Here is a 22,971-nt window from a genome sequence, read left to right on the forward strand (position 1 = left end):
GCCGAAAGGAACCGACGTTAGTGGGGACCGACAGCAATGTCGGCCCCCATTTTGTTTCGGGCGAACGAATTTGCGGTGCCATCCCGATAGCGTTGTGACGCTTGTCACCCTTCCGATCGGCTGGCAGGATCGCCTCGGGCCGATCGAGGAGGCATGCAAATATGGCCGAACCCTTCATTGTCGAACCATGCCAGGCGAAATGGGCGCAATTTGTCGAGAGCGACCGCATCAGCATCGCGCCCGAGCCATTTCTGAGCCCGAACGATCGTATCTTTGCGATTGGTAGCTGTTTTGCGGAGGAAATTCGCAAGGCGTTGGCACAATTGAACATGGCGATGCTGCCTGATTATGCGTCCGTGGCGATCGACCGGAAACATAATCTGGTCGATACGCTGCCAGAGCGCCCCCATCTGAATTATTATAACAGCTTCACCATCCGTCAGGAATTTGAACGGATTGTCGGTGAATGGGAACAGGCGCCCGATGATCATTGGCGCGTTCGACACAAGCGCTGGACAGAGCGCAAGGCATTCCAAGACCCCTATCGGCGACTGGTGTTCGCGCGCACTGCTTCGGACCTGAATGCGACGATCGCCAATCTCAACGCCGTGATGCGGGCAGGGTTTGAACAGGCCAATGTTTTTCTGATGACCTTTGGCATGATCGAGGTCTTCGTCAACAGGCGCAACGGCCGCGTTGTTGGGCAAAAACCGCTCTATGGTGGTGGCGGTGGCGCGGAGGAGAGCGATTTTCTACAGAGCGGGTTCGAGGATAATCTGTCCAACGTCCGGCGGATTTGCGATATTATCTTGTCTCGCAAGCCCGAAGCCAGGATCATCATGACGGTTTCGCCGGTGGGCCTTGAACGCACCTTTTCGGGCAAGGATATCTATGTCGCGAATATGGAGGGCAAGTCGGTCCTGCGCGCCGTTTTGGGGCAGGTTGAGCGGGAATATTCGCAGGTCCGCTATTTCCCTGCCTATGAACTGGTCATGTCGAACGGCATGGCCGGCTTCAAGGAGGATGGCCGGCACGTTCGCGATGATGTGGTGCGGGCCATCATGCAGGCCTTCGTCCGCGCCCATGTACAAGAGGGGGCAGCGGCTGTCGAAAATCTTGAGAGAAATATCTGAAATGGCAACAATGCTACGGAGGTAAGCATCGCTTTTTCCATGGCCCGTCGGTGCCGGCTGAGGGGATCGAACCCCCGACCTTCGGTTTACAAAACCGCTGCACTACCGCTGTGCTAAGCCGGCGCACCCGACGGGTCGGACGCCCTTACTATCAGATCACGCCGAACGTCCAGCCCTCAGTGCGTGCAATTTCGTCGGACATGGCTGCTGGTGCCCAAAGTGCCGGATTTCCGGTCGTCTCGCGCATCCAGGTTGCGGTCAGCAGGGCGTCGGCCTGATGGTCGGCGATGATCGGGCCGGCATAGGGGGCGGTCGCGAACGCTGGCAGCGCGTCGTTCAGGGCGGCAAGATCGCGCATCTTCGTGCGCCCCCTGGGGCGGCCGGCGGCACGCGCGGCGATGCTGGTGTAGATTTCGACGATCAATGATCCGGTTTCGGGCAGCGGATCAAAGGGCCAGATTGGCACAAAGGGGCGGGTGTGATGGAGCAGGCGCATGCCGGCAAAGCTGGCCTTGGCCACCTGCGCGGCGCCGATTGCGTCATAGATGGTCGAGGGCTTGCCGCCGCCCAAGGCTTTATAATGGGATTCGCAGGCGCGGTTGTGCAGGAAGTCGGCCTTTATTCCATCGGCCTTGCCGAAATAGAAATGGCGGCGATGCGTGCTTTCCAGCAGGCTGGCGGCCCCCAGGTCCGGATCGTCGCAGACCGTATCGACATAGGCCCAGAAAGCGGGGCCATCCGTAGGTGTTGGATCGCCGGGCAGATAGGCGCCGCGCGCCACGAAGGGTGGGGCGAAGCTGAAGTCGAAACCGAACAGGGTCGGTGCCTCGTGCGCCGTTGCGATCAGCCAGTCGGCGACCGCCTGGCGCGACCAGATGCCGCCGGGCGGCTCGACCAGTTCCGGCGCATCCTGACCGATACCGCAGATGGCGACCGCTATCCCCTTGTGCCGCGTGCCCTTGGCGCCCGACCAGTCGATCGCCGCGAAGCGTGCGAAACGCGGCGTCACGCCGCGCCGCGCTCGGCGCGCAGCTTGTTCCAATAGGCGATGCGTTCGGCGATCCTGGCCTCGAACCCACGCTCGGTCGGCGTGTAGAAGGTCTGCGGGCGCATCTCCTCCGGCCAGTAATTGGCGCCGGAAAAACCGCCCTCGGCATCATGGTCATATTGATAATTCTTGCCATAACCAACCTGCTTCATCAGCTTGGTGGGGGCATTGACGATGTTCATCGGCGGCATCAGAGACCCGGTTTCGCGCGCGGTGCGGAAGGCCGTCTTCATCGCCATATAGCCGGCGTTCGACTTGGGCGCGGTAGCGCAATAGATGCAGGCCTGAACGATCGCGAGTTCGCCTTCGGGCGAACCGAGAAATTCATAGGCATCCTTGGCTGCGAGGCACTGAACCACTGCCTGCGGGTCGGCCAGGCCGATATCCTCAGTCGCGAAGCGGACGAGTCGGCGCAGGACGTAGAGGGGTTCTTCGCCAGCGGTCAGCATCCGCGCCATATAATAAAGCGCCGCCTGTGGATCGGAGCCGCGCAGTGATTTGTGCAGCGCGGATATGAGATTGTAATGGCCCTCGCGATCCTTGTCATAGACCGCTACGCGGCGGTGGAGCAGGGCGGAGAGCGCCGCCGGGTCGAGCGGTGCAGGGATGTCGATCGAATAGAGCGTTTCGACCTGATTGAGCAGGAAGCGGCCGTCGCCGTCCGCGCTGGCCAGCAGGGCCTCGCGGGCGGCAATGTCGAGCGGCAACGGGCGCCCCATCAGCGCTTCGGCCCGGTCCAGCAATTGTTCGAGCGCAGCGGCATCGAGCCGGCGCAGGATCAGCACCTGCGCGCGGGACAGGAGCGCAGCGTTCAGTTCGAAGCTGGGATTTTCCGTTGTCGCGCCGACCAGCGTGACCGTGCCATCCTCGACGAAGGGCAGGAAACTGTCCTGTTGGGCGCGGTTGAAGCGGTGGATTTCATCCACGAACAGCAGGGTCTTCTCGCCGCGCCGACCATGTTCCTTTGCGGCGGCGAAGACCTTCTTGAGGTCGGCGACACCGGAGAAAACGGCGGAGATCGGTTCGAAACGCATGCCGACGGCGTCGGCGAGCAGGCGCGATATCGTCGTCTTGCCCGTGCCTGGCGGCCCCCAGAAGAGGATGGACGACAGGCGGCCAGCCGCCACCATTCGGCCGATCGCCCCGTCAGGCCCGGTCAGATGTTCCTGGCCGACGACATCGGCCAGGACCGCCGGGCGCAATCGATCGGCGAGGGGAGCGTGAACCGAGCCATTTGCAGGGAGGTCGTCGGAAGCGAAAAGATCAGCCATCATTGCCAATATAGGGGCGCTTTGGCGATCAGGGAACCGGGCTGGACCGGATCGTTGCCCCTTGGGCGCGCTGGCGGAGAATGCGCAGATAGGTGTCGACCAGTGCCTGGTTCACCCGATCCCAGCCGAAATGCTCGGCCTGGGCCTCGGCCGCTGCCCCGGCGCTTTCGCGCGCAGCATGGTCGGTACAGTAGATTTGCAGCGCATCGGCGAACTTGCCGATTGCGCCGGGGCGGATCAGCCGCCCCGTTATGCCCTCGCGCACCAGGCTTTCGCTGCCGGTGGCGCGTGCCGCGACGGTCGGTAGGCGGCAGGCCATAGCCTCCAGCGTGACATTGCCAAAGGTTTCCGTGACCGACGGATTGAACAGCATATCCATGCTGGCGACCGCGCGGCCCAGATCGGCCCCGCCTTGGAAGCCGGTGAAGACGGCGGCGGGCAGGCGGTTCTGGAACCATTCACGCGCCGGCCCTTCGCCAACCACCAGTACCCTATGTGGCACCTTGCGCGCGGTCAGTTGATCAATCGTGTCGGAAAAGACGTCCAGCCCCTTTTCCATCACCTGGCGGCCGACAAAGCCGATCACCGGGACATCGTCGGCAAAGCCGAGCGACCGACGCCAGTCGAGGTCACGTCGCTCCGGATTGAAGATTTCGCGATCAATGCCACGGGTCCAGATGCCCACGTCATAGCTCATCCGCTGTTCGCGCAGCAATTGCGCCATCGATTCTGACGGCGCGACGATGGCGTCGCAACGGCGATAGAAACGGCGCAAAATCCCTTCGATCGCCGGTTCCAGGAAGGCGAGGCCATAATAGCGCGGGTAGGTTTCGAAGCGGGTATGGACAGATGCCACGGCTGGCAGCTTGCGGTCGCGCGCCCAGGTGAGTGCGCGGTGCCCGAGCGGATCGGGGCTCGACAGGTGGATCATGTTGGGCGCGAAAATTTTCAGGTCGCGTCGGGCAGAGCGCGACAGGCGGGTCGGGATCCGATATTCCGGGCGGCCGGGCACAGGGATGGATGGCGTGCTGACCAGGTCGCCGGTCGGCGGAAAGGCCGGGGTGTCGGTGGTCGGGGCATAGACGCGCACCGCCGCGCCCTGGCGCAACAGATAGCCGACGAAACGGTTGAGCGCCTGGTTCGCGCCATCGCGCACATAATTATAATTGCCGCTGAACAGCGCGACACGAAGTCCGGTAACATCCATCGCGGCCCCTTAACCCAGACCGGCGAAAAACCCAAGGAACCAGAGCATGTCTCGGGAATTTTGCTGAGGCTGACCGGGAAAGCCGGCCGGCATGATTGCCCCCGAAGGAGAGGATGTCTGCTGATGGCCGAGAGATTCCGCAAGGGAACACGGGTCAGGTGGAATTGGGGGCAGGGTGTCGGCCGGGGACGTATAGCTGAGCGGTTCGAGCGGCAAGTGGAGCGGATGATCGCCGGCTCCCTGATCCGTCGCAACGGGTCCACCCGCGATCCCGCCTATCTGGTCCATACCGACAAGGGTGACATGGTGCTCAAGCTTGGGTCCGAACTGAGCGTCGCCTGATCTAAGGCGGGCGGACGGGGCAAGCAGACCGCAACTGGCCATCGTCATTGCGCTGCAACCATGGCATGGAGCGGCATGACCCAGCCTTTCATGACCATCGATGCGCTGCTGATCGGTATGCCCCGGCCCTTTCGCGATGACGAGCATAGTGCCATTGGCAAGCTGCCGGTCGCTGGCCCGATCCGCATCAACTGGCTGGGGTTCGCGGGCGACGGGGTGGCCGATACGGTCCATCACGGCGGCTGGGACAAGGCGATCCATCTCTATCCGCAGGACCATTATGACTGGTGGCGGGATCGCAAGCCGGATCATCCACTGCTCGAAGCGCCCGGCGCCTTTGGCGAGAATATCGCCAGCCGCGGCATGACAGAAAGCGAGATCTGTCTGGGTGACCGGTTCAGTCTGGGCAGCGCGGTGGTGGAGGTGAGCCATGGCCGCCAGCCTTGCTGGAAGCTTGACCATCGTTTCGGCGCCCGCGACGTGATGGCGACGATCGTCAAGACCGCGCGCTGCGGCATCTATTTCCGGGTGATCCGCGAAGGCGAGGCGGAGGCCGGCACACAGATGGGGTTGCTGGAGCGGCCCTTGCCCGACTGGAGCATCGAGCGGGTCTTTCGCCTGCTGATCGGCGGCGGGCACAAGGCCGATCCTGATGCGGTGCGCGCGCTGGCGGAGATGCCGCAACTGGCCGAAGCCTGGCGCGAACGGGCGCGCAAGCTGGCGGCCTGATCGGCAGAGCCCGGATCAGGGCACAGATCATTTTGTCTACATGTCAAAGAGCGGGAAGGCTAGGCCGGCAGAGGCGTTGTAGGACAGCGAAAAATGCGGTCGGGCATCGTCGCGCTGACGCTCGGCCGACACGACAATGGATTTCCTACGAAGTTCACAGTGTCGTCGGGCGATTAGGCCTCTGATGCGCTCGTGACGCATCGATAACGCGCCACTCACGCGTCCATGACGCGACAGTCAGGCAGAAATTCGGGTCACCGCCGCGCGCCATCGACGCGACAGCCGGGCGACACCGAAGCGACTGTATGGAGAGCGAGAGACAGCGTGCGGGGAAGCTTTCCATCATCGGAGTAGATCATGCCTGGCCCGAATAGGAAAGGTCGGCTCTTTATGACCAGAAGCTGACGTTCCGAGTTCCTCCCCAAGCTTGCTTGGGGAGTTCAATGGAGACACGTGTCTCCATTGGACAGCGCGAAGCGCTGACGGAGGGGCAATGGCGCGACCTCATCTACTTGCCCCTCCACCGCCTTCGGCGGCCCTCCCTCTCCAAGCAAGCTTGGGAAGGATCTCGGACGTTCCGCAAACCACCCAATATCGCCATCGAAGCAAAAGGTTGCGCGCATAAGAGGAAGCGCTGGCATGCTCAAGGCACCCGCCTTCAGGCTGTCGACAACAACGTAGGAAAAGGAAGAGACCCTCAGGCCTCTTCCGCTTCCAGCTCCTGTTCGACCGGCGGGTGGAGCCGCAGGCGGGTGACGCGGCGGCCGTCGCTGGCCAGGATTTCCAGTTTCCAGCCGCTTTGTTCGTGCGGGATGATCTCGCCCGGTTCGGGGACGCGGCCGGCGAGCACGAAGGCGAGGCCGCCCAGCGTGTCGACATCTTCCTCGATCTCGCCCAGACGCGGGTCGATTTCCTCGGCCACATCGTCCAGTTCGGCGCGGGCATCGGCATCCCACATGCCGCCTTCCAACGGCACCAACATCGCTTCGGGCGCGTCGTCATGCTCGTCCTCGACCTCGCCGACGATTTCCTCGACCAGATCCTCGAAGGTCAGAAGCCCTTCGGTGCCCGAATATTCGTCCAGCACGATGGCCAGATGGGTGCGCTTTGCGCGCATTTCGGCGAGCAGGTCGAGCGCGCCCATGCTTTCGGGCACATAGAGCGGCTGGCGGATCAGCGGCGCCAGCGTGTCGGGCACGGGCGCCTTGCCGGCGAGGATCGCGAAGGCATCGCGGATATGGACCATGCCGACAATCGTATCGAGCGTCTCGCGATAGACCGGGATGCGGCTGTGACCGGCCTCGGCGAACAGTTCGGCCAGTTCGGCAAAGCTCGCCTGTTCCTCGATCGCGACGATGTCGGCGCGGGGCAGAGCGACGTCGTCGACCGTATGTTCGGAAAAATGCAGCAGGTTGCGGACCATCTGCCGCTCGATCGCGGACAGATCGCCCTTGGCAGGCGGGGCCGCGCCCTCTTCCTGCTCTTCCTCATCATATTCGTCGAGCGCCTCTTCCAGTTCCTTGCGGAGGCTGGGGGCTTCATTCTCGCCGAACAGGAGCGACTTCAGGCCGCTCCATAAACCGCCCTCGTTACTACTGTCCGCTTCCTTCGAACCGGCGCTATCCTTCGGGCTGCCTTCAGCCATCTTTCTTCCTATTCCCCTGTTTCAGAACATTGTCGAAGCCGGTGACAGACCGGATCCGAATAAGCATGATCAACCATTGTCCCGATCCCCATAAGGATCGGCCAGACCAAGGCTGAGGAGCGCGCGGATTTCCAGCGCTTCCATCGCCTCGGCTTCATTGTCGTCCATATGGTCATATCCAAGCAAATGAAAAGTCCCGTGGACGATCAGATGCGTGGCATGATCGGCGACCGATATGCCCTTTTCCGCGGCTTCGGCGGCACAGACCCCCTCGGCCAGCACGATATCGCCCAGCAGAACCTCGCCATCGTCGGTGTTCGCCGTCACTTCCAGCAGGTCTTCCTGCACCATCGGGAAGGACAGGACGTTGGTCGGCTTGTCCTTCTCGCGATAGGCGCGGTTGAGCTGATGGACCTCATTATCGTCGGTCAGCTTGACCGCAACTTCATAGAGGGTGGATTCGGTCGCGAAGGCGGCATAGGGACTGTGCGCAATGGCGGCCGAAACCGCCTGTTGCGCGAGAAATTCCCAGTCCGTACCGGGCCAGCCTTCTTCATGAAGGACAGCGACTTCGATCATAATGTTGAGATCCATTGTGAAGATTTAGGCATCCGGCCCCTCATAGGCCTGGACGATGCGGCCGACCACCGGATGGCGCACGACGTCGCCAATGCCGAAGGGGACCATGGCGATGCCCTCGACCCCGTCCAGCCGCGCGACCGCGTCGGCCAGGCCGGAAATGCCGGGTTGCGGCAGGTCGACCTGCTTGGGATCGCCGCAGATGACCATGCGGCTACCTTCGCCAAAGCGGGTCAGGAACATCTTCATCTGGGCGATGGTGGTATTCTGCGCCTCGTCCAGCACGATGAAGGCATTGGCCAGCGTTCGGCCGCGCATGAAGGCGAGCGGCGCGATCTCGATCTCACCGCTGGCGATCCGCCGTTCAACCTGTTCGGCCGGCAGCGTATCGTGCAACGCGTCGTAGATCGGCCGCAGATAGGGATCGACCTTTTCCTTCATGTCGCCGGGCAGGAAGCCGAGTTTCTCGCCAGCCTCGACAGCCGGGCGGGAGAGGATAAGGCGGTCGACGCTGCCGGTGATGAGCTGGCTGACCGCCTGGGCGACCGCCAGATAGGTCTTGCCGGTGCCCGCCGGGCCAAGTGCGAAGATGATGTCGTTCCGGGTCAGCGCCTCCATATAGGCGACCTGTGTGGCGGAACGGGGGACGATCGTCTTCTTGCGGGTGCGGATCATCACCTTGGGCGGTTCGGCGACGTCATGGCGGATGATGCCATCCAGCGTCGGTTCGGCCGACATGGCGATCACGGCTTCCACCGCGCCATTGTCGATTTCCTGCCCGGCGACGATGCGGTTGTAGAGGCCGGTCATCACGTCGCGGGCGCGGGCGGCGGCTTCGGCCTCGCCCTCGATCTGCAGCTTGTTGCCGCGCGCGGCGATATAGACGCCGAGCCGGTTCTCGATCGCGACCAGATTCTGGTCATATTGGCCGAACAGCGCACCCAGAAGATGCGGCTTTTCGAACGTCACTTCCAGGCGCGCACGCTCGGCAATGTCGGTGCGGGGATGGTGCGGTTTCTTGCCCATTCAAAAGCCTCCCTGGCTCGTCATGCATCTCGTAAGGACCGGCAGGCGCCGTGGGTCGGGGAGATGGCTTCCCGGCTGTGCGGGAATGACGAGGCTTTGGTTCAAGCGGCTTTCCTCCTGCTGATTTCGCCGGCCAGGCTGTTTGGGCCGGCGCTGATGATATCGACATCGACCATGTCGCCAATGCCATATTCGGGCGCGGTGACATGGACGGATTGCAGCCAGGGCGTCTTGCCGATCAGCTGGCCGGGATAGCGGCCCTTGCGTTCGAGCAGGATGCTGGTGGTGCGGCCCACCGTGGCGCTGTTGAAATCGACCTGATGGCGGTTGATCGCGGCCTGCAGCCGGGCCAGCCGTTCGTCCATCACCGCCGCCGGAATCTGATGATCCATGTCCGCCGCCGGGGTGCCGGGGCGGGGGCTGTATTTGAAGGAATAGCATTGCGCATAGCGCACTTGCTCGACGATCTTCAGAGTGTCCTCGAACTCCGCGTCGGTTTCACCGGGGAAGCCGACGATGAAATCGCCCGACAGGGCGATGTCCGGTCGGGCCTCGCGCACGCGCTCGATGATGCGCAGATAGCTGTCGACCGTGTGGCTGCGGTTCATGGCCTTCAAAATGCGGTCATTGCCCGACTGCACCGGCAGGTGGAGGAAGGGCATCAGCTTGGGCTCGTCGCCATGGGCGGCAATCAGGCCGTCGCTCATGTCATTGGGGTGGCTGGTGGTGTAGCGGATACGCTCCAGCGCGCCCAGCTTCGCCAGCTCGCGGGCCAGGCCATCCATGCCCTGCATCCGACCCCGATCATCTTCGCCGGTCCAGGCATTGACGTTCTGACCCAGCAGGGTGATCTCGCGCACGCCGCCATCGACCAGTGCCCTGGCCTCGTCCAGGATCGCGGACCAGCTGCGGCTGATCTCCGCGCCGCGGGTATAGGGCACAACGCAATAGGTGCAGAATTTGTCGCAGCCTTCCATGATTGTCAGGAAGGCGGTCGGCCGGGCCTGCTTGGTGCGGCCGGGCAGGGCGGCGAACTTGGAATTGGCCGGCATGTCGGTGTCGACCGCCTCCTCGCCGCGCTGCGCCTTGCCAATGAGGTCGGGCAGGCGGTGATAGGCCTGCGGGCCGACGACGATGTCGACATTGCGGGCGCGGCGCTGGATTTCTCCGCCTTCGGCCTGGGCAACGCAGCCGGCGACGGCGATCATCGGGCGCGTACCATCCTCGCGGGTCAGGCGGCCAATGTCGGAATAGACCTTGTCCACCGCCTTTTCGCGGATGTGGCAGGTGTTGAGGATGACGAGGTCGGCTTCGGCGCCATCGGCAGCAGCGGTCATGCCGCGCTCGCCCAGCATTTCGGCCATGCGCTCGCCATCATAGACGTTCATCTGGCAGCCGAAGGATTTGACCTGGAAGGTGGCCGGGCCCTTGCCGGCTTTATGTTCGGGGGCGTCGTTACGATTCATGCCGTCCAGCTATACAGGCGCTTGGCCCGAAGAGGAAGGTGGCAGCTGCGCGGCAATGCTTGCGGCGATCCGCTGGTGCGCGGTGGCGGCCAATATCTTGCGATCGGCGCAACTGGCCGGGTCGAACGGCTCCAGGAAACGGATGGTGACGGGCAGGCGGCCCTTGCGCTCCAGCAGCCGTTTGGCGTTGGCGCCGGCCGGCTCGTCACCATGCCAGGCGATCTCGGCGGTGGCGGCGCCATAATCGATATGGACCGGCTGGATCATCACCGCGCGCGGCGGCGGCATTAGCACGGCGAGCAGCGAGGGCTTGAAGGGCAGCAGGCCACCGCCGTCGCTGGTCGTGCCTTCCGGAAAAAGCGCGACCGGCTGGTGGCCGGCGAGCGCGGCACGCAGCGCATCGAGCTGGCCCGACAGGCTGCCGCGCTTCTCGCGCGAGACGAACAACGTGTTGTTCTGGGCCGCGAGCCAGCCGATCACCGGCCAGCTGGCAATGCCGTCATGCGCGACGAAAGCGGCTCCGGTGGCGTCAGCCAGGGCAAGGATATCGACCCAGCTGACATGATTGGCGACCAGGAACATGTCGCTGTCGACCGGGCGACCTTCCACCCGGACGCGCGCGCCGACCGAGCGGGCCGCCATCCCCAGGAAGCGGCGCGGCCAGGGAGATGGACGGCGAAACAGGCGCCACAAGAGGTGCGGGGGCAGGCAGAGCAGCAGGCTGCCCAGCAGGGCGCCGATGCGGCCTGCCCGACGCAGTGGCGCCAAGGCGTCAGTCCTTGCGGTCGAGGGCGACGCCGTACAGTTCCATGCGGTGGTCGACCAGGCGGAAGCCGAGCTTTTCGGCGATCTGCTTCTGCAGCAGTTCCAGTTCGGGATCGACGAATTCGATGACGTTGCCGGTTTCGACGTCGATCAGATGGTCATGATGCGATTCCGGGGCCGCTTCGTAGCGGGCACGGCCGTCGCCAAAATCGTGGCGCTCCAGAATGCCGGCTTCCTCGAACAGGCGCACGGTGCGGTAGACGGTGGCGATCGAGATGCCCGGATCGATGGTGGACGCGCGCTTGTGCAGTTCCTCGACATCGGGATGATCGGTCGCGTCGCTCAGCACCTGGGCGATGACCCGGCGCTGTTCGGTGATGCGCAGGCCCTTTTCGTGGCAAAGGGCTTCGACGTCGATCTTGCGGTTCATGCGGGGGGCTGGCTCGCTTCAAAAATGGAAAAGTCGGACATTGCCTAGCCGCTTTTGTTCCAACGGAAAAGGGGCGCATCGTCGATGCGCCCCTTTCGCAATAGGTAAATACCGAAGTTGTGGGGCTTATTTGCCGCCACGGGTCCGGCGGCGCTTGGTGCCGAGGCCGATCTTCTTGGCCAGCGAGCGGCGCTGTTCGGCATAATTGGGGGCGACCATCGGGTAATCGGCCGGCAGGCCCCACTTGGCGCGATAATCTTCGGGGGTCATCTGATAATGGGTCATCAGGTGACGCTTGAGCATCTTCAGCTTCTTACCGTCTTCCAGACAGATGATGTAATCCGGCTTGATCGATGCGCGCACCGAAACAGCCGGTTCCGGCTTGACTTCGGGGGCGGGCGCCGGGGTCGAAAGACCGGTCAGCGCGGCATGAACATTCTGGATCAGGGTTGCGACGTCGGAAACAGCAACACTGTTGTTCGAAACGTGCGCAGCGACAATGTCGGAGGTCAGAGTGACGAGCAGTTCGCTCTGTGCCGATTCGTTTTCCATTTTTCTTGTTTCCTGCAAAGGCTTCTATTGTGCGACCCGCCTGAGGAAATGGATTCAGAGCGGTATATCTTGGCTAGACCCTGTGGCCTGCCTTCGCAAGAGAAGATTGCCTTAAACAAGCATGTCTATGCGAAAGCTCAATGCATCATGAAGCTTTCCGTCATTGCCGCGATAGTAACCGGGGCGACGATGTACATATTCGAAACCAATAGTCTCATAAAGTTTGACCGCCATGTTCGATGCGCGAACTTCCAGGTTCATCGACGTGATGCCACGGCGACGCGCCAGCGTCAGGCTGTGGCCCAGCAGGGACCGGCCAATGCCACGGCCACGCCATAGCGGATCGACCGCCAGCAGCAGTAGTTCGCATTCGTCCAGCACCGAACGGACCAGGGCGAAGCCGAGCGGGGCCGCATCGACATGGGCGATGGTCAGCCAGGTGCCGGGCATGGTCATGACGCCCGACAATTGGGGCAGGGTCCAGGCCTCGCCGAACAGCGGGTCGAAGGCGCGGGTCATCACTTCCATGGCGTCGGCGAGCGCATTGCGCTCGCCCTCATCATAGGTGTCGAGCGTCAGGCCGGCGGGGATCATGAAGCGGCGCGCTCCGCGATCGTCTTGGCGTCGGCCTCGCGGCCATAGAGCGGGGAGGGGGCAAGCGGCGGCAGCTCTGCAATCAGGCTGTAGCGCGCAGCTTCGGGATAAAGGGCTATCGCGGTGCCGTCGCCGCGTGCGGTGACCAGCGCCTCGGCCCCGGTGCCGTAAAATTGCGTCATGTCCAGTTGGGTCGCGAGCGTGGCGATCGGCGTGGAGGCGGGCTGGGTCGTGGCGGTGCGGCCATCGGCCTCGAACAATTGCCAGAAGAGTTCGCCATGGCCGCCGGTGATGGTGACGGCGATCGGACCTTCCTGATGGTCGGCGGCCGCCATCGCGGCGATCAGGCAAAAGGCGCTATAGCCATGGAGCGGCACCGACCAGGCGAGCGCCAAGGCGCGGGCGGCGGCGATGCCGATGCGCACGCCGGTAAAGCTGCCCGGCCCGACATCGACCGCGATCGCATCGGCGCGCCCGCCATCGGGCAGCGCGGCGATCGCGGGCAGCAGCGCTTCGGCATGGCCGCGGCCGACGATTTCATGAAAATGGCCGATTGGCTGGCCGTCTTCCAGCAGCGCAACGGACAGCGCCTGCGTGGCGGTGTCGATGACCAATATGCGCAAATTCACTCCCCCGAAGCCGCGGTGCCGATATGGATATGGCTGCGGTTAATCGATCCGGCGCGATTTGCCAAATCCGGTCATCGCAGCGTCAGACCGCGCGGACTTCCGTCACTTCCGGCACATAATGTTTGAGCAACTGCTCGATGCCGTTCTTGAGCGTGGCGGAGGAGGAGGGGCAGCCGGCACAGGCGCCCTGCATGCGCAGATAGACGGTGCCCTTGTCGAAGCCGCGATAGATGATGTCGCCGCCGTCATTGGCTACGGCCGGGCGCACGCGGGTTTCGATCAGATCCTTGATCTGGTCGACGATCTCGGCATCTTCTGGATCGTCGGTAAAAGCCTCTTCCTCGGCCGGGACGCTGAAGCCCGCAGCGGTGCCGGCGGCGAACAGCGGCATGTTGGCCGAGAAATGGTCAAGCAGGATCGAGAGGATTTCCGGCTTCACGTCGCTCCATTCGGCGCCTGGCGCGATCGTCACCGAAATGAAGTCGGCGCCGAAGAAGACGCCGGTCACGTCACCCAGGCCGAACAGCGCATCGGCCAACGGCGAGGCTTCCGCCTCTTCAGGGCTGGCGAAGTCGCGGGTTCCTGCAGCGCCCATGACGGCCTGGCCGGGGAGGAATTTGACGGTCGCCGGATTGGGCGTGAGTTCAGTCTCGATCAGCATGGCCGCTATGTGGCGACGTGCGCGCGCGAGATCAAGCGGTCAAACGGAACTTCGGCGGCGTCGGGCCATTTCCTTTGGTGAAGCCCCAGATAAGGAGATGGAAAGATGAGCGACGACAAGGATATTCGCGAACGTTTCTGGACGGACCTGTCGAGCAGCCCGTTCCTGATGGTGGGGTTGCAGGGTGCCCATGCGCACAGCGTGCCGATGACCGCGCAATTGGACAAAGATGCCGATCATTGCTTCTGGTTCTATACCAGTCGCGACAATCGGCTGGCGACGGGCGGCCCGGCGATGGCGCAGTTCGCGGCGAAGGATCATTATCTGTTCGCCTGCATCAACGGCACGCTGGTCCCCGAGACCGACGAGGCGGTGATCGACCGTTATTGGTCGAAGCAGGTCGAGGCCTGGTATCCGGGCGGACGGCAGGATCCCAACCTGCTGATGCTGCGCTTTGACCTTGGCACGGCGGAGATCTGGCGCGCTGATCTGTCGATCGGCGGGGTGTTCAAGATGATGTTCGGCGGCGATGTCCGGGCGGAGTTGCGCGACAAGCATGCCGAGGTCAGCCTCTAAAGGACTGACATGATGTTGGGCGGCCGCGGGCGAAATCCCGTGGCCGCTTGCTTTTCGGCGGCATTTACCCCATATGTGCGGCAGCGCAGCATGGCCCTTGGGGCCCGATAGCGATTGGCAGCGTGATCGTTCCCGGCTCTGACAGGCCCTGGGGACCGGCCAATGACAGTCTGCGCCAAGCTTGAGGCTTCCCTATTCACGCGGGTCGTTTCCTAACCCGCCTTGCGCCCTTGCTGCGTCCGCAGACAGGTTGGCGCCCGGCCGACTTGTGAGTTTCTCATGCATTTCAATGAACTTGGTCTTTCCGAGCCGATCATCAAGGCGCTTACCGCCAAGAAATATGCCGAGCCGACGCCGATCCAGCAAAAGGCCATTCCGGTCCTGCTGGAAGGCCGCGACCTGTGCGGCATCGCCCAGACCGGCACCGGCAAGACCGCAGCCTTCGCGCTGCCCAGCCTCGACTATTTCGCGCGCAATCCCAAGCCGACGCCGATCAAGGGCTGTCGCATGCTGGTGCTGTCGCCGACCCGCGAGCTGGCCGCCCAGATCGCCCAGAGTTTCCGCGACTATGGCCGTTTCCTGCGCCTGTCGGTGGAAACCGTGTTCGGCGGCGTGCCGGTCAACAAGCAGATCCGTGCCCTGTCGGCCGGCGTCGACATCGTCGTCGCCACCCCCGGCCGCCTGCTCGACCTGATCGACCAGCGCGCCTTCACCATCAAGGATACGGAAATCTTCGTCCTCGACGAAGCCGATCAGATGATGGACATGGGCTTCATCCACCCCCTGAAGCGTATTGCCAAGCTGTTGCCGCGCGATCGCCAGAACCTGTTCTTCTCGGCCACGATGCCCAAGGAGATCGAGGCGCTGGCCGGCCAGTTCCTCAATGATCCGGTCAAGGTCAGCGTCGCGCCGCAGTCGACCACGGCCGAGCGTGTCCGCCAGCAGCTGACCTTCGTCAACCAGGCGGAGAAGCAGGCGCTGCTGCATATCGTGCTGAAGACCGAGGAGATCGACCGCGCGCTGATCTTTACCCGTACCAAGCATGGCGCCGACCGCGTCGTGCGTTTCCTGGAGGGCGCGGGCATCCAGGCCTTCGCGATCCATGGCAACAAGAGCCAGGCGCAGCGCACCACCGCGTTGCAGGCGTTCCGCCATGGCCATTGCAAGCTGCTGGTCGCGACCGACATTGCCGCGCGCGGCATCGACGTGTCGGGCGTGTCCCACGTCATCAACTTCGAGATCCCGAACGTGCCGGAACAATATGTCCACCGGATCGGGCGCACGGCGCGTGCCGGCGCGGACGGCATCGCCATCAGCTTCGTGGCGGATGATGAACGGCCTTATCTGAAGGCGATCGAGCGGGCGACCAAGGTGAAGCCCGAGATCGTGCCCCTGCCGGAGAATTTCCTGGAGGCCGTGCGCAACCTTCCCAAGCCCGCTCCGCAGCGCAAGGGGCCGAGCCAGAGCCCTGCCCAGCAGGCCAAGCGCGCCGAAGGCCAGCGTCGTTATCAGGATGGACAGAAGGCCCAGCGCGGCGCGCCCGACAAGGCTCGCCGGGGTGAAGGGGCCCATCGTGGCGAGGGTGCGCATCGTGGCGAAGGCGATGGTGCCGGCGCCAAGAAGAATTTCCGTCGTCGTCGTGGTGGCGGCGGTGGCGCCGTCGGCACGCACAAGGGCGCGGTCCAGCGCACCGGCGCACCGCGCGGCTAATAGCTGAGGCGTTCCGGGCGCTCCCCATGGGGCGTCCGGGACGAACCGGTCTGGCGCACGCCATTTTGCTTCCGCGCCATATCTTCATTGTCGCATCGCGTGGGGCGCAAGAGCGGTTCCCCCTTCTGTGCGCGATGCTCCGAAGCCTCGGCGTGACCATCTTTGTCAGTGGTCATTCAGGAAAATGCCGTTAGGCTCCCATGCCTATGCGTTTGACCTCTCGCCGTTCGGCCGCTTCGCTCACCATTCTTGCCCTGCTTCTGTCGGGCTCTCCCCTGCCGCTGGCGGCCAGAACCGATCCTTCGGTTGCCGGAGCAAAGGCTGCGCCGGGCGGTAGCCAGGCGGATATCCGCCCCTGGCTCTACGAAAATAGCGATGTGCCGATCGACACGGCGTGGCGGTTCGGTACGCTGTCCAACGGGCTGCGCTATGCCATCCGCCGCAACGGTGTGCCGCCGGGGCAGGTGTCGATCCGCCTGCGTATCGATGCCGGATCGCTGATGGAGCGTCCCGATGAACAGGGCTATGCCCATTTCATGGAACATCTGTCCATGCGCGGGTCGCGCCATGTGCCCGATGGCGAATCGAAGCGCATCTGGCAGCGGCTGGGCGTAACCTTCGGCAGCGACAGCAATGCCGCGACCACGCCGACCGGCACCACCTATGCGCTCGACCTGCCCCAGGCCAATCAGACGAGCCTTGGCGAAAGCCTGAAAATTCTGGCCGGCATGATGACCGACCCCAATATCGTCGACAGCGCGGTCGATGCCGAGCGGGCGGTGGTGCTGGCCGAACGGCGCGAGAGCGACGGTCCGCAGATGCGCATTTCCGACGCAAGTCGCCAGCATTTCTTCGCCGGCCAGCCCTTGGCCGACCATGCACCGATCGGCACGGTCGCGACGCTCAACGCGGCGACCGCGGCCAAGGCCGAAGCCTTCCACCAGCGCTGGTATCGCCCGGAAAACACGGTGATCGCGATTGCCGGCGATATCGACCCGGCGCTGGCCGAACAGTTGCTCAAGGATAATTTCGCCAGTTGGCAGGATAGCGGCAAGGGCGCCGAGCAGCCCGATTTCGGAGAACCGGACGCCAAGGCGCCGGCTACCCGCGTCGTGGTGGAACCGGGCTCGCCGACGGGCCTCACCATGGCCTGGCTGCGTCCGTGGAAGCCCCATGCCGACACGATCGTCTATAATCAGGACAAGCTGACCGACATGCTGGCGCTGCAGATCGTCAGTCGGCGGCTGGAGCAGGCGGCACGGGCAGGGGGCAGCTTCCTGGCGGCGGGCGTCGATCAGCAGGATATCAGCCGGTCGGCCGACGGCACCTTCATCACCATCACGCCCACCGGCGAGAATTGGGAGAAGGCGCTGGCCGATGTGCGCGCGATCATCGAGGATGCCAAGGCCGCGCCGCCGACCCAGCAGGAAATCGACCGCGAATATGCGCAGCTCGACACGGCGCTGGCGATCCAGGTCGAAAATGCCGACACGGAAGCCGGGGCCAAGCAGGCGAGCGATCTGGTGAGCGCGGTGGATATTCGCGAAACCACGGTCAGCCCGCAGGCGGCGCTCGACATCTTCCGCTCCGGCAAGCCGGCGATGACGCCGCAGAAGATACTGGATTGCACCCGCCGGCTCTTTTCCGCCGGGGTGTTCCGGGCGATGCTGATCACTGGCAAGGTCGAGGCGGGGCAGGACCAGAAGCTGGCCGCTGCGCTCGCCACGCCGGTCAAGGCGGCGACCAATGCCCGGCTGGCCGACAAGGCGGTGACGATGGACGACCTGCCCAAATTCGGTGCGCCCGCGACCGTCGTGTCGCGCACGCCGGTCGGGTTGCAGGGGATGGAGAGCATCACCTTTTCCAACGGCGTCAAGCTGACGCTATTCGCCAATGATGCGGAGACCGAGAAGGTACGCATCAATGTCCGCTTCGGTCATGGCCAGCAGGCCTTCTCACCCACCAAGCCGGTGGCAAGCTGGGCCGGCGATTATGCGCTGGTGGCGAGCGGCATCGGCAAGCTTGGCCAGCGGGAACTGGACGACCTGACCAATGGCCGGCGCATGGGCATGCAGTTTTCGACCGACGATGACGCGTTCGAATTGCAGGCAGTTACCCGTCCGGCCGATTACAAGGACCAGCTGCGCCTGTTCGCCGCCAAGCTGTATCAGCCGGGCTGGGATCCGGCGCCGATCGCGCGGGTGAAGACCGGCGCCTCGGTCGCCTATGACGCGATGTCGCGCGCGCCCGATGGCGTGCTGGGGCGCGACCTCAACTGGCTGCTGCATGACAAGGATGTGCGGTTCCGCACCCCGTCCAAGGCGGAAATCAACGCGCTGACGCCTGAAAGCTTCCGCCAGACCTGGGAGCCGATCCTGGCTTCGGGACCGATCGAGATCCAGATTTTCGGCCAGGTAAAGGCCGAAGAAGCGATCCAGGCCGTGGCGGCGACCTTTGGCGCGATGCCGGCTCGCCCGGACGTGCCGGTGCCGGCCGCGAACAAGGTGCAGCGTTTCCCCGCCCATGTCGAACAGCCGGTCATCCTGCGCCATGACGGCGACAAGGAGCAGGCGGCCGCCGTCATGGCCTGGCCGACGTCCGGCGGTTTTACAATGACCAAGGAGGCGCGCCAGCTCGAAATCCTGACCCAGATCTTCAATGACCGGTTGTTCGACAAGCTGCGCTCGACCGAGGGCGCTGCCTATTCGCCCAGCGTGCAGAATAGCTGGCCCTTCTCCTATGATAGTGGCGGCTATATCTTGGTGACGAGCCAGGTGCGGCCGGACCGGGTCAATTATTTCTACAGCGTCGTGAAGGAAACGGCCGCCGATCTGGCGAAGACGCCGATCAGCGCCGACGAACTGCAACGGGCCGTGGCGCCGATGCGGCAATTGCTGATGCGCGCCAGCACCGGCAATGCCTTCTGGATGAGCCAGATGGAAGGGGCGACCCACGACCCGCGCTATGTGCAGGCGATGCAGACCATGAGCCAGGATCTGCTCAACGTCACGCCGGCCGACATCCAGGCGCTGGCCACCAAATATCTGGTGCCGGGCAAGAGCTGGTCGGCAGTGGTGCTGCCACAGGGCGTCGCCGCCAAATAGACGGCTGGATCAGGCGGAGGCTGCTTGCGCGTCCTCTGCCTGCAGCAATTGCTCGTAGAGCCGCGCATATTCCAGATGCATGTTGCGGAGCGCCGGTGTGGCCGATCGCGCGGCCAACTGGCGATTGCGGTCCCGTCGCTGCTCGAAATAGGCGCGGCCGAAATTTGCTTCCAGATCCATGAAATACCTCCCTCGATTGATCCTCCAATGGGCGAGGCGCCAACAGGTTGCGGGCAGGGCAGGGGCTTGCGGTGGACGGGGACGAAACAGGGGCGGGCGGCACGATGCGACCATCCATCTTTGCCCTTGATGCTGGCCGGCTTTGGTCGCTAGGTCAGGGGCGTGGGGCAATGATGATCCGGCCATACGCGGCCCGGACATCGATCGCCCAGGGGGATTTGCATCGCATGTTGAAGACTGTCCGGGCATCGGCCATGGCCACCACCATCCTGTTGTCGCTGGCTGCCGCGCCGGCGCTTGCCGAGCAGGTGGTCGTCACCGCGGATCATATGGTCGATGTGCTGGCCGGCAAGACGGTCGATCATCCGGCTATCTTCATCACCGATGGTCGCATTACCGGCATCGCCGACGCGCGCACCGTGCGCTGGGGCAGCGACGTCAAGCATATCGATCTGTCGGGCAAGACCATCCTGCCGGGCCTCATCGACATGCACGTCCACCTGACCAGCCTGGCGGAAGTCGGCGGCTATCAGGGGCTGCGCTACACCGACAGTTTCTGGACCGCTGTGGGCGTCAAGAATGCGCGGATCACGCTGAAGGCCGGTTTTACCACCGTGCGCAATGTCGGGTCGGCGGATTTCGCCGATGTGGGCCTCAAGCAGGCGATCGAGGAGGGGCAGATTGTCGGGCCGCGGATCATCCCGGCCGGCTATGCAATCGGCGCGACCGGCGGCCATTGCGATGGCGGTGGCCTGCCGCCCTCAATGGACCGCAAGGAGCCTTCGGTGGTCGACAGCCCGCAGGAGGGCCGCGCCAAGGTGCGCTGGCTGCACAAATATGGCGCCCGCGTGATCAAGATCTGTGCGACCGGTGGTGTCTTCTCGCTGGGCGACGCGGTCGGCGCGCAGCAGCTGAGCTTTGACGAGATGAAGGCGATCGTCGACGAGGCGCATATGCTGGGACTCAAGGTCGCGGCCCATGCCCATGGCAATGACGGTATCCGCACCGCGATCGAGGCGGGGATCGACACGATCGAACATTGCAGCCTGGCCGATGACGAGACGATCAAGCTGGCGGCCAGCAAGAAGACCTGGTTCGACATGGATATCTATAATGACGATTATATCCTGGCGACCGGCACGGCCAATGGCACCGAGCAGGAAAGCCTGGACAAGGAAAAGCTGATCGGGCGGTTGCAGCGCGAAACCTTCCGCAAGGCGGTGAAGGCGGGCGTGCCGATGCTGTTCGGGACCGATGCCGGCGTCTATCCCCATGGCGACAATGGCAAGCAGTTCGCCAAGATGGTCGAATGGGGCATGACGCCGATGCAGGCGATCCAGGCGGCGACCGTCAGCGGCGCCAAGGCGCTGGGTTGGGAAGCCGATGTCGGTGCGATCGCGGTCGGCCGCTATGGGGACATCGTTGCGGTGCAGGGCGATCCGCTCAAGGACGTCACCTTGCTGCAGCATGTCAGCGACGTGGTGAAGGGCGGCGAACTGGTCGAATGAGCGTGAAGGTCATATTGTCGGTGGAGGCGCTGGAGCCGCGTCTCTCGGGTATTGGTCGCTATAGTTGGGAACTGGCGCAACGCATTGGTGCAGCGCCCGAGGTGGATGGCGTTCGTTTCTATCGCAATGGCGAGTGGATCGCGGATCCGGCGAAGCTGCTGGATGAGCCTGTGACGCCTAAGCAGCGTCACAAGGTTCATCGCTGGCTGCGCAAGCGCACCACCGGATTGCGCAAGTGGGGCAGGGACGTGCGCGATGCTGCGGTCATGCGGTCGCACCTGTTCCATGGTCCCAATTATTTCCTGCCGGCAGCGACTGAGGGCGGGGTCATCACCGTTCACGACCTGTCGGTATTCCGCTATCCCGAAACCCATCCCGAGGCGCGGTTGCGCCAGTTCGAGCGGAATTTTGAAGCGTCGGTTGCCCGCGCCGCCCATATCATCACCGACAGTGCGACCACGCGGAGCGAGGTGATCGATTTTCTTTCGCTTTCGCCCGAGCAGGTTACGGCAGTGCCATTGGCGGCCAGCCCGGCTTTCATGCCACGGGATCGCGATCAATTGCGCCCCGCATTGTCGCGCTATGATCTGGCGCCGCGGGGCTATGCGCTGTGCGTGTCGACGGTGGAGCCGCGCAAGCGCATCCCGCAACTGCTGCAGGCATGGGAAATGCTGCCGCCGGCTGTGCGAAGCCGCTGGCCGTTGATGGTGACAGGCGGGGCCGGCTGGCTGAGTGATGACATCCAGGCATTGATGGATCGCGGCGCACGAGAGGGCTGGGTGCGCTATCTGGGGTTCGTGCCGGAGGAAGATCTGCCGCTGCTCTATGCCGGTGCAGCGCTGTTCGTCTATCCGTCGGTTTATGAGGGCTTTGGCCTGCCGCCGGTCGAGGCGATGGCGAGCGGCGTGCCGACCGTCGTCGCCAATGCCTCCTGCCTCCCGGAAGTTACAGGCGGCGCGGCCATGCTGGTCGAACCCGAAGATATCGACGATTTTGCGCATCGACTGGAGCAGGCGCTGGTGGATGGTGAATGGCGGGAGACAGCGCGCGCTGCCGGACTGGCCATCGCCGGTGGCTATAGCTGGGACCGGTGCGCGCGCGAAACTGTGGCGCTTTATGACCAGGTGGCAGGCCGTTAACGCACGGCCTTCAGGCCTGCCACGATCATCTGGGCGGCGCGTCGGGCCGACGCCTCCGGGCTGAGATTGGGGCGCGACAGGCTGCGATGGCCCAGGCCGAACATGCAGGCCAGGATCATCTCCTCCGCGCCGTCCAGCGCTTCGCCTGAAAGCTCCGGATTGGCGGCGCAGGCAAAGTCGCGAATATCGTCGCGGAAACGGCCGCACATGGTCCCGATCATCTCGCCGACCGTCGGATTGCGGAAGCTTTCGGCCAAGATGTCGAACGACAGCGCCTCATCCTTTTCGTCAATGACGTGCAGCATCAGTTGCTCGAACGTATCGTCGATGCTCAACTCGCCACTGTCGAGTCGTTTGCGCAGGATATCGACGTCCTCCGCCCACTGATCGGCGTCGGCATGGACGATAGCCTCGATGATATCTTCCTTTCCTTTGAAAAGCCGATATATTTGCCCCACTGATACCTGTGCGGCGGAAGCGAGTTCGGCCATGGACGTCTGGTGGAAACCATGGCTGTTGAACAGGTCTCGCGCCGCTGCAAGAACACGGTCGCGACTGCTTTTTTCATGCTGCGCTGCAACCATTTTACCCTCGGAAAATTGTTTTTCTCTTGAATTCCCTCTGACAGCTTCTTAGGTGCGCGGCAAGCGGAATGAACGTTCATTCCGGTCCTGCGA

At 63.7% G+C, this 22,971-nt stretch carries 23 protein-coding genes and 1 tRNA gene; 8 read left to right on the forward strand and 16 right to left on the reverse strand.

From position 1 onward, the window contains the following. Positions 1–161: 161 nt before the first annotated feature. Positions 162–1,133 carry a GSCFA domain-containing protein gene (locus N6H05_RS14425; protein WP_284110127.1) on the forward strand — a complete coding sequence of 324 codons (972 nt, stop codon included), beginning with the start codon at positions 162–164 and terminating at the stop codon, positions 1,131–1,133. Between the two features lie 51 nt (positions 1,134–1,184). Here the strand turns inward: N6H05_RS14425 and N6H05_RS14430 are convergent. The 4 genes from N6H05_RS14430 to N6H05_RS14445 form a co-directional block, all read right to left on the reverse strand. Then, positions 1,185–1,256: transfer RNA gene (locus N6H05_RS14430), tRNA-Thr, on the reverse strand. 28 nt (positions 1,257–1,284) lie between these two features. After that, positions 1,285–2,142 carry a hypothetical protein gene (locus N6H05_RS14435; protein WP_284110128.1) on the reverse strand — a complete coding sequence of 286 codons (858 nt, stop codon included), beginning with the start codon at positions 2,140–2,142 and terminating at the stop codon, positions 1,285–1,287. Then, entirely contained in the window at positions 2,139–3,452 is a 1,314-nt protein-coding gene (locus N6H05_RS14440; RefSeq protein ID WP_284114238.1) for a replication-associated recombination protein A, read from the reverse strand. Before N6H05_RS14440 ends, N6H05_RS14435 begins: the two co-directional genes overlap by 4 nt. 28 nt (positions 3,453–3,480) lie before the next feature. After that, entirely contained in the window at positions 3,481–4,659 is a 1,179-nt protein-coding gene (locus tag N6H05_RS14445) for a glycosyltransferase family 4 protein (RefSeq protein WP_284110129.1), read from the reverse strand. 123 nt (positions 4,660–4,782) lie between these two features. Here N6H05_RS14445 and N6H05_RS14450 point away from each other — a divergent pair, with 123 nt between their 5' ends. Then, positions 4,783–5,001 carry a hypervirulence associated TUDOR domain-containing protein gene (locus N6H05_RS14450; RefSeq protein ID WP_284110130.1) on the forward strand — a complete coding sequence of 73 codons (219 nt, stop codon included), beginning with the start codon at positions 4,783–4,785 and terminating at the stop codon, positions 4,999–5,001. A gap of 75 nt (positions 5,002–5,076) precedes the next feature. Next, positions 5,077–5,730 (forward strand): MOSC domain-containing protein, encoded by a 654-nt coding sequence (locus N6H05_RS14455; protein ID WP_284110131.1) that lies wholly within the window; start codon positions 5,077–5,079, stop codon positions 5,728–5,730. Positions 5,731–6,427: 697 nt separating this feature from the next. On the opposite strand, the gene N6H05_RS14460 is transcribed toward N6H05_RS14455, so the two are convergent. From N6H05_RS14460 to N6H05_RS14505, 10 genes are all read right to left on the reverse strand, one after another. Then, positions 6,428–7,375, reverse strand: a complete 948-nt coding sequence (locus N6H05_RS14460; protein ID WP_284110132.1) for a hemolysin family protein — start codon at positions 7,373–7,375, stop codon at positions 6,428–6,430. A 69-nt stretch (positions 7,376–7,444) separates the two neighbouring features. Next, positions 7,445–7,954 carry an rRNA maturation RNase YbeY gene (gene ybeY, locus N6H05_RS14465; protein WP_284110133.1) on the reverse strand — a complete coding sequence of 170 codons (510 nt, stop codon included), beginning with the start codon at positions 7,952–7,954 and terminating at the stop codon, positions 7,445–7,447. Positions 7,955–7,978: 24 nt separating this feature from the next. Beyond that, positions 7,979–8,980 (reverse strand): PhoH family protein, encoded by a 1,002-nt coding sequence (locus N6H05_RS14470; protein ID WP_010336027.1) that lies wholly within the window; start codon positions 8,978–8,980, stop codon positions 7,979–7,981. 101 nt (positions 8,981–9,081) lie between these two features. After that, on the reverse strand, positions 9,082–10,446 hold the full coding sequence (gene miaB, locus N6H05_RS14475) for a tRNA (N6-isopentenyl adenosine(37)-C2)-methylthiotransferase MiaB (RefSeq protein WP_284110136.1): 1,365 nt from the start codon (positions 10,444–10,446) through the stop codon (positions 9,082–9,084). Positions 10,447–10,455: 9 nt separating this feature from the next. After that, on the reverse strand, positions 10,456–11,214 hold the full coding sequence (locus N6H05_RS14480; RefSeq protein WP_284110137.1) for a lysophospholipid acyltransferase family protein: 759 nt from the start codon (positions 11,212–11,214) through the stop codon (positions 10,456–10,458). Positions 11,215–11,218: 4 nt separating this feature from the next. Then, positions 11,219–11,641: a Fur family transcriptional regulator gene (locus N6H05_RS14485; protein ID WP_004207596.1), complete on the reverse strand. Its 423-nt coding sequence runs from the start codon at positions 11,639–11,641 to the stop codon at positions 11,219–11,221. Between the two features lie 126 nt (positions 11,642–11,767). Beyond that, positions 11,768–12,193: a Ros/MucR family transcriptional regulator gene (locus N6H05_RS14490; RefSeq protein WP_004207595.1), complete on the reverse strand. Its 426-nt coding sequence runs from the start codon at positions 12,191–12,193 to the stop codon at positions 11,768–11,770. A gap of 111 nt (positions 12,194–12,304) precedes the next feature. Next, positions 12,305–12,787, reverse strand: coding sequence for a GNAT family N-acetyltransferase (locus N6H05_RS14495; protein WP_037511585.1), 483 nt, complete (start codon positions 12,785–12,787; stop codon positions 12,305–12,307). Next, positions 12,784–13,410: a tRNA (adenosine(37)-N6)-threonylcarbamoyltransferase complex dimerization subunit type 1 TsaB gene (gene tsaB, locus N6H05_RS14500; RefSeq protein WP_284110138.1), complete on the reverse strand. Its 627-nt coding sequence runs from the start codon at positions 13,408–13,410 to the stop codon at positions 12,784–12,786. The genes N6H05_RS14495 and tsaB overlap by 4 nt, the downstream gene beginning before the upstream one ends. An 88-nt stretch (positions 13,411–13,498) precedes the next feature. After that, positions 13,499–14,077, reverse strand: coding sequence for a NifU family protein (locus N6H05_RS14505; RefSeq protein WP_004207592.1), 579 nt, complete (start codon positions 14,075–14,077; stop codon positions 13,499–13,501). A 105-nt stretch (positions 14,078–14,182) separates the two neighbouring features. On the opposite strand from N6H05_RS14505, the gene N6H05_RS14510 reads away from it, so the two are divergent. The 3 genes from N6H05_RS14510 to N6H05_RS14520 all read left to right on the forward strand — a co-directional run bounded on the left by N6H05_RS14510 (position 14,183) and on the right by N6H05_RS14520 (position 19,467). Next, positions 14,183–14,653: a pyridoxamine 5'-phosphate oxidase family protein gene (locus N6H05_RS14510; RefSeq protein ID WP_284110139.1), complete on the forward strand. Its 471-nt coding sequence runs from the start codon at positions 14,183–14,185 to the stop codon at positions 14,651–14,653. 279 nt (positions 14,654–14,932) lie between these two features. Continuing rightward, a complete protein-coding gene (locus tag N6H05_RS14515) occupies positions 14,933–16,363 on the forward strand; it encodes a DEAD/DEAH box helicase (protein ID WP_284110140.1) in 1,431 nt (476 codons plus the stop codon). A gap of 206 nt (positions 16,364–16,569) precedes the next feature. Beyond that, a complete protein-coding gene (locus N6H05_RS14520) occupies positions 16,570–19,467 on the forward strand; it encodes a M16 family metallopeptidase (protein ID WP_284110142.1) in 2,898 nt (965 codons plus the stop codon). Between the two features lie 9 nt (positions 19,468–19,476). Here N6H05_RS14520 and N6H05_RS14525 read toward each other — a convergent pair whose 3' ends face one another. Beyond that, the gene (locus N6H05_RS14525; RefSeq protein ID WP_010336034.1) at positions 19,477–19,647 is read right to left on the reverse strand and encodes a hypothetical protein; all 171 of its coding nucleotides are present in this window, start codon (positions 19,645–19,647) and stop codon (positions 19,477–19,479) included. Positions 19,648–19,874: 227 nt separating this feature from the next. Here N6H05_RS14525 and N6H05_RS14530 point away from each other — a divergent pair, with 227 nt between their 5' ends. Both N6H05_RS14530 and N6H05_RS14535 read left to right on the forward strand, forming a co-directional pair. Further along, a complete protein-coding gene (locus N6H05_RS14530; protein ID WP_284110143.1) occupies positions 19,875–21,155 on the forward strand; it encodes a Xaa-Pro dipeptidase in 1,281 nt (426 codons plus the stop codon). Then, positions 21,152–22,294 carry a glycosyltransferase family 4 protein gene (locus N6H05_RS14535; RefSeq protein WP_284110144.1) on the forward strand — a complete coding sequence of 381 codons (1,143 nt, stop codon included), beginning with the start codon at positions 21,152–21,154 and terminating at the stop codon, positions 22,292–22,294. Before N6H05_RS14530 ends, N6H05_RS14535 begins: the two co-directional genes overlap by 4 nt. Here N6H05_RS14535 and N6H05_RS14540 read toward each other — a convergent pair. Then, positions 22,291–22,878 carry a TetR/AcrR family transcriptional regulator gene (locus N6H05_RS14540; RefSeq protein ID WP_004207585.1) on the reverse strand — a complete coding sequence of 196 codons (588 nt, stop codon included), beginning with the start codon at positions 22,876–22,878 and terminating at the stop codon, positions 22,291–22,293. The genes N6H05_RS14535 and N6H05_RS14540 overlap by 4 nt on opposite strands. Between the last annotated feature and the right edge of the window lie 93 nt (positions 22,879–22,971).

Origin of the sequence: Sphingobium sp. WTD-1 (genome assembly GCF_030128825.1) — a bacterium.
Taxonomy (GTDB): Bacteria; Pseudomonadota; Alphaproteobacteria; order Sphingomonadales; family Sphingomonadaceae; genus Sphingobium.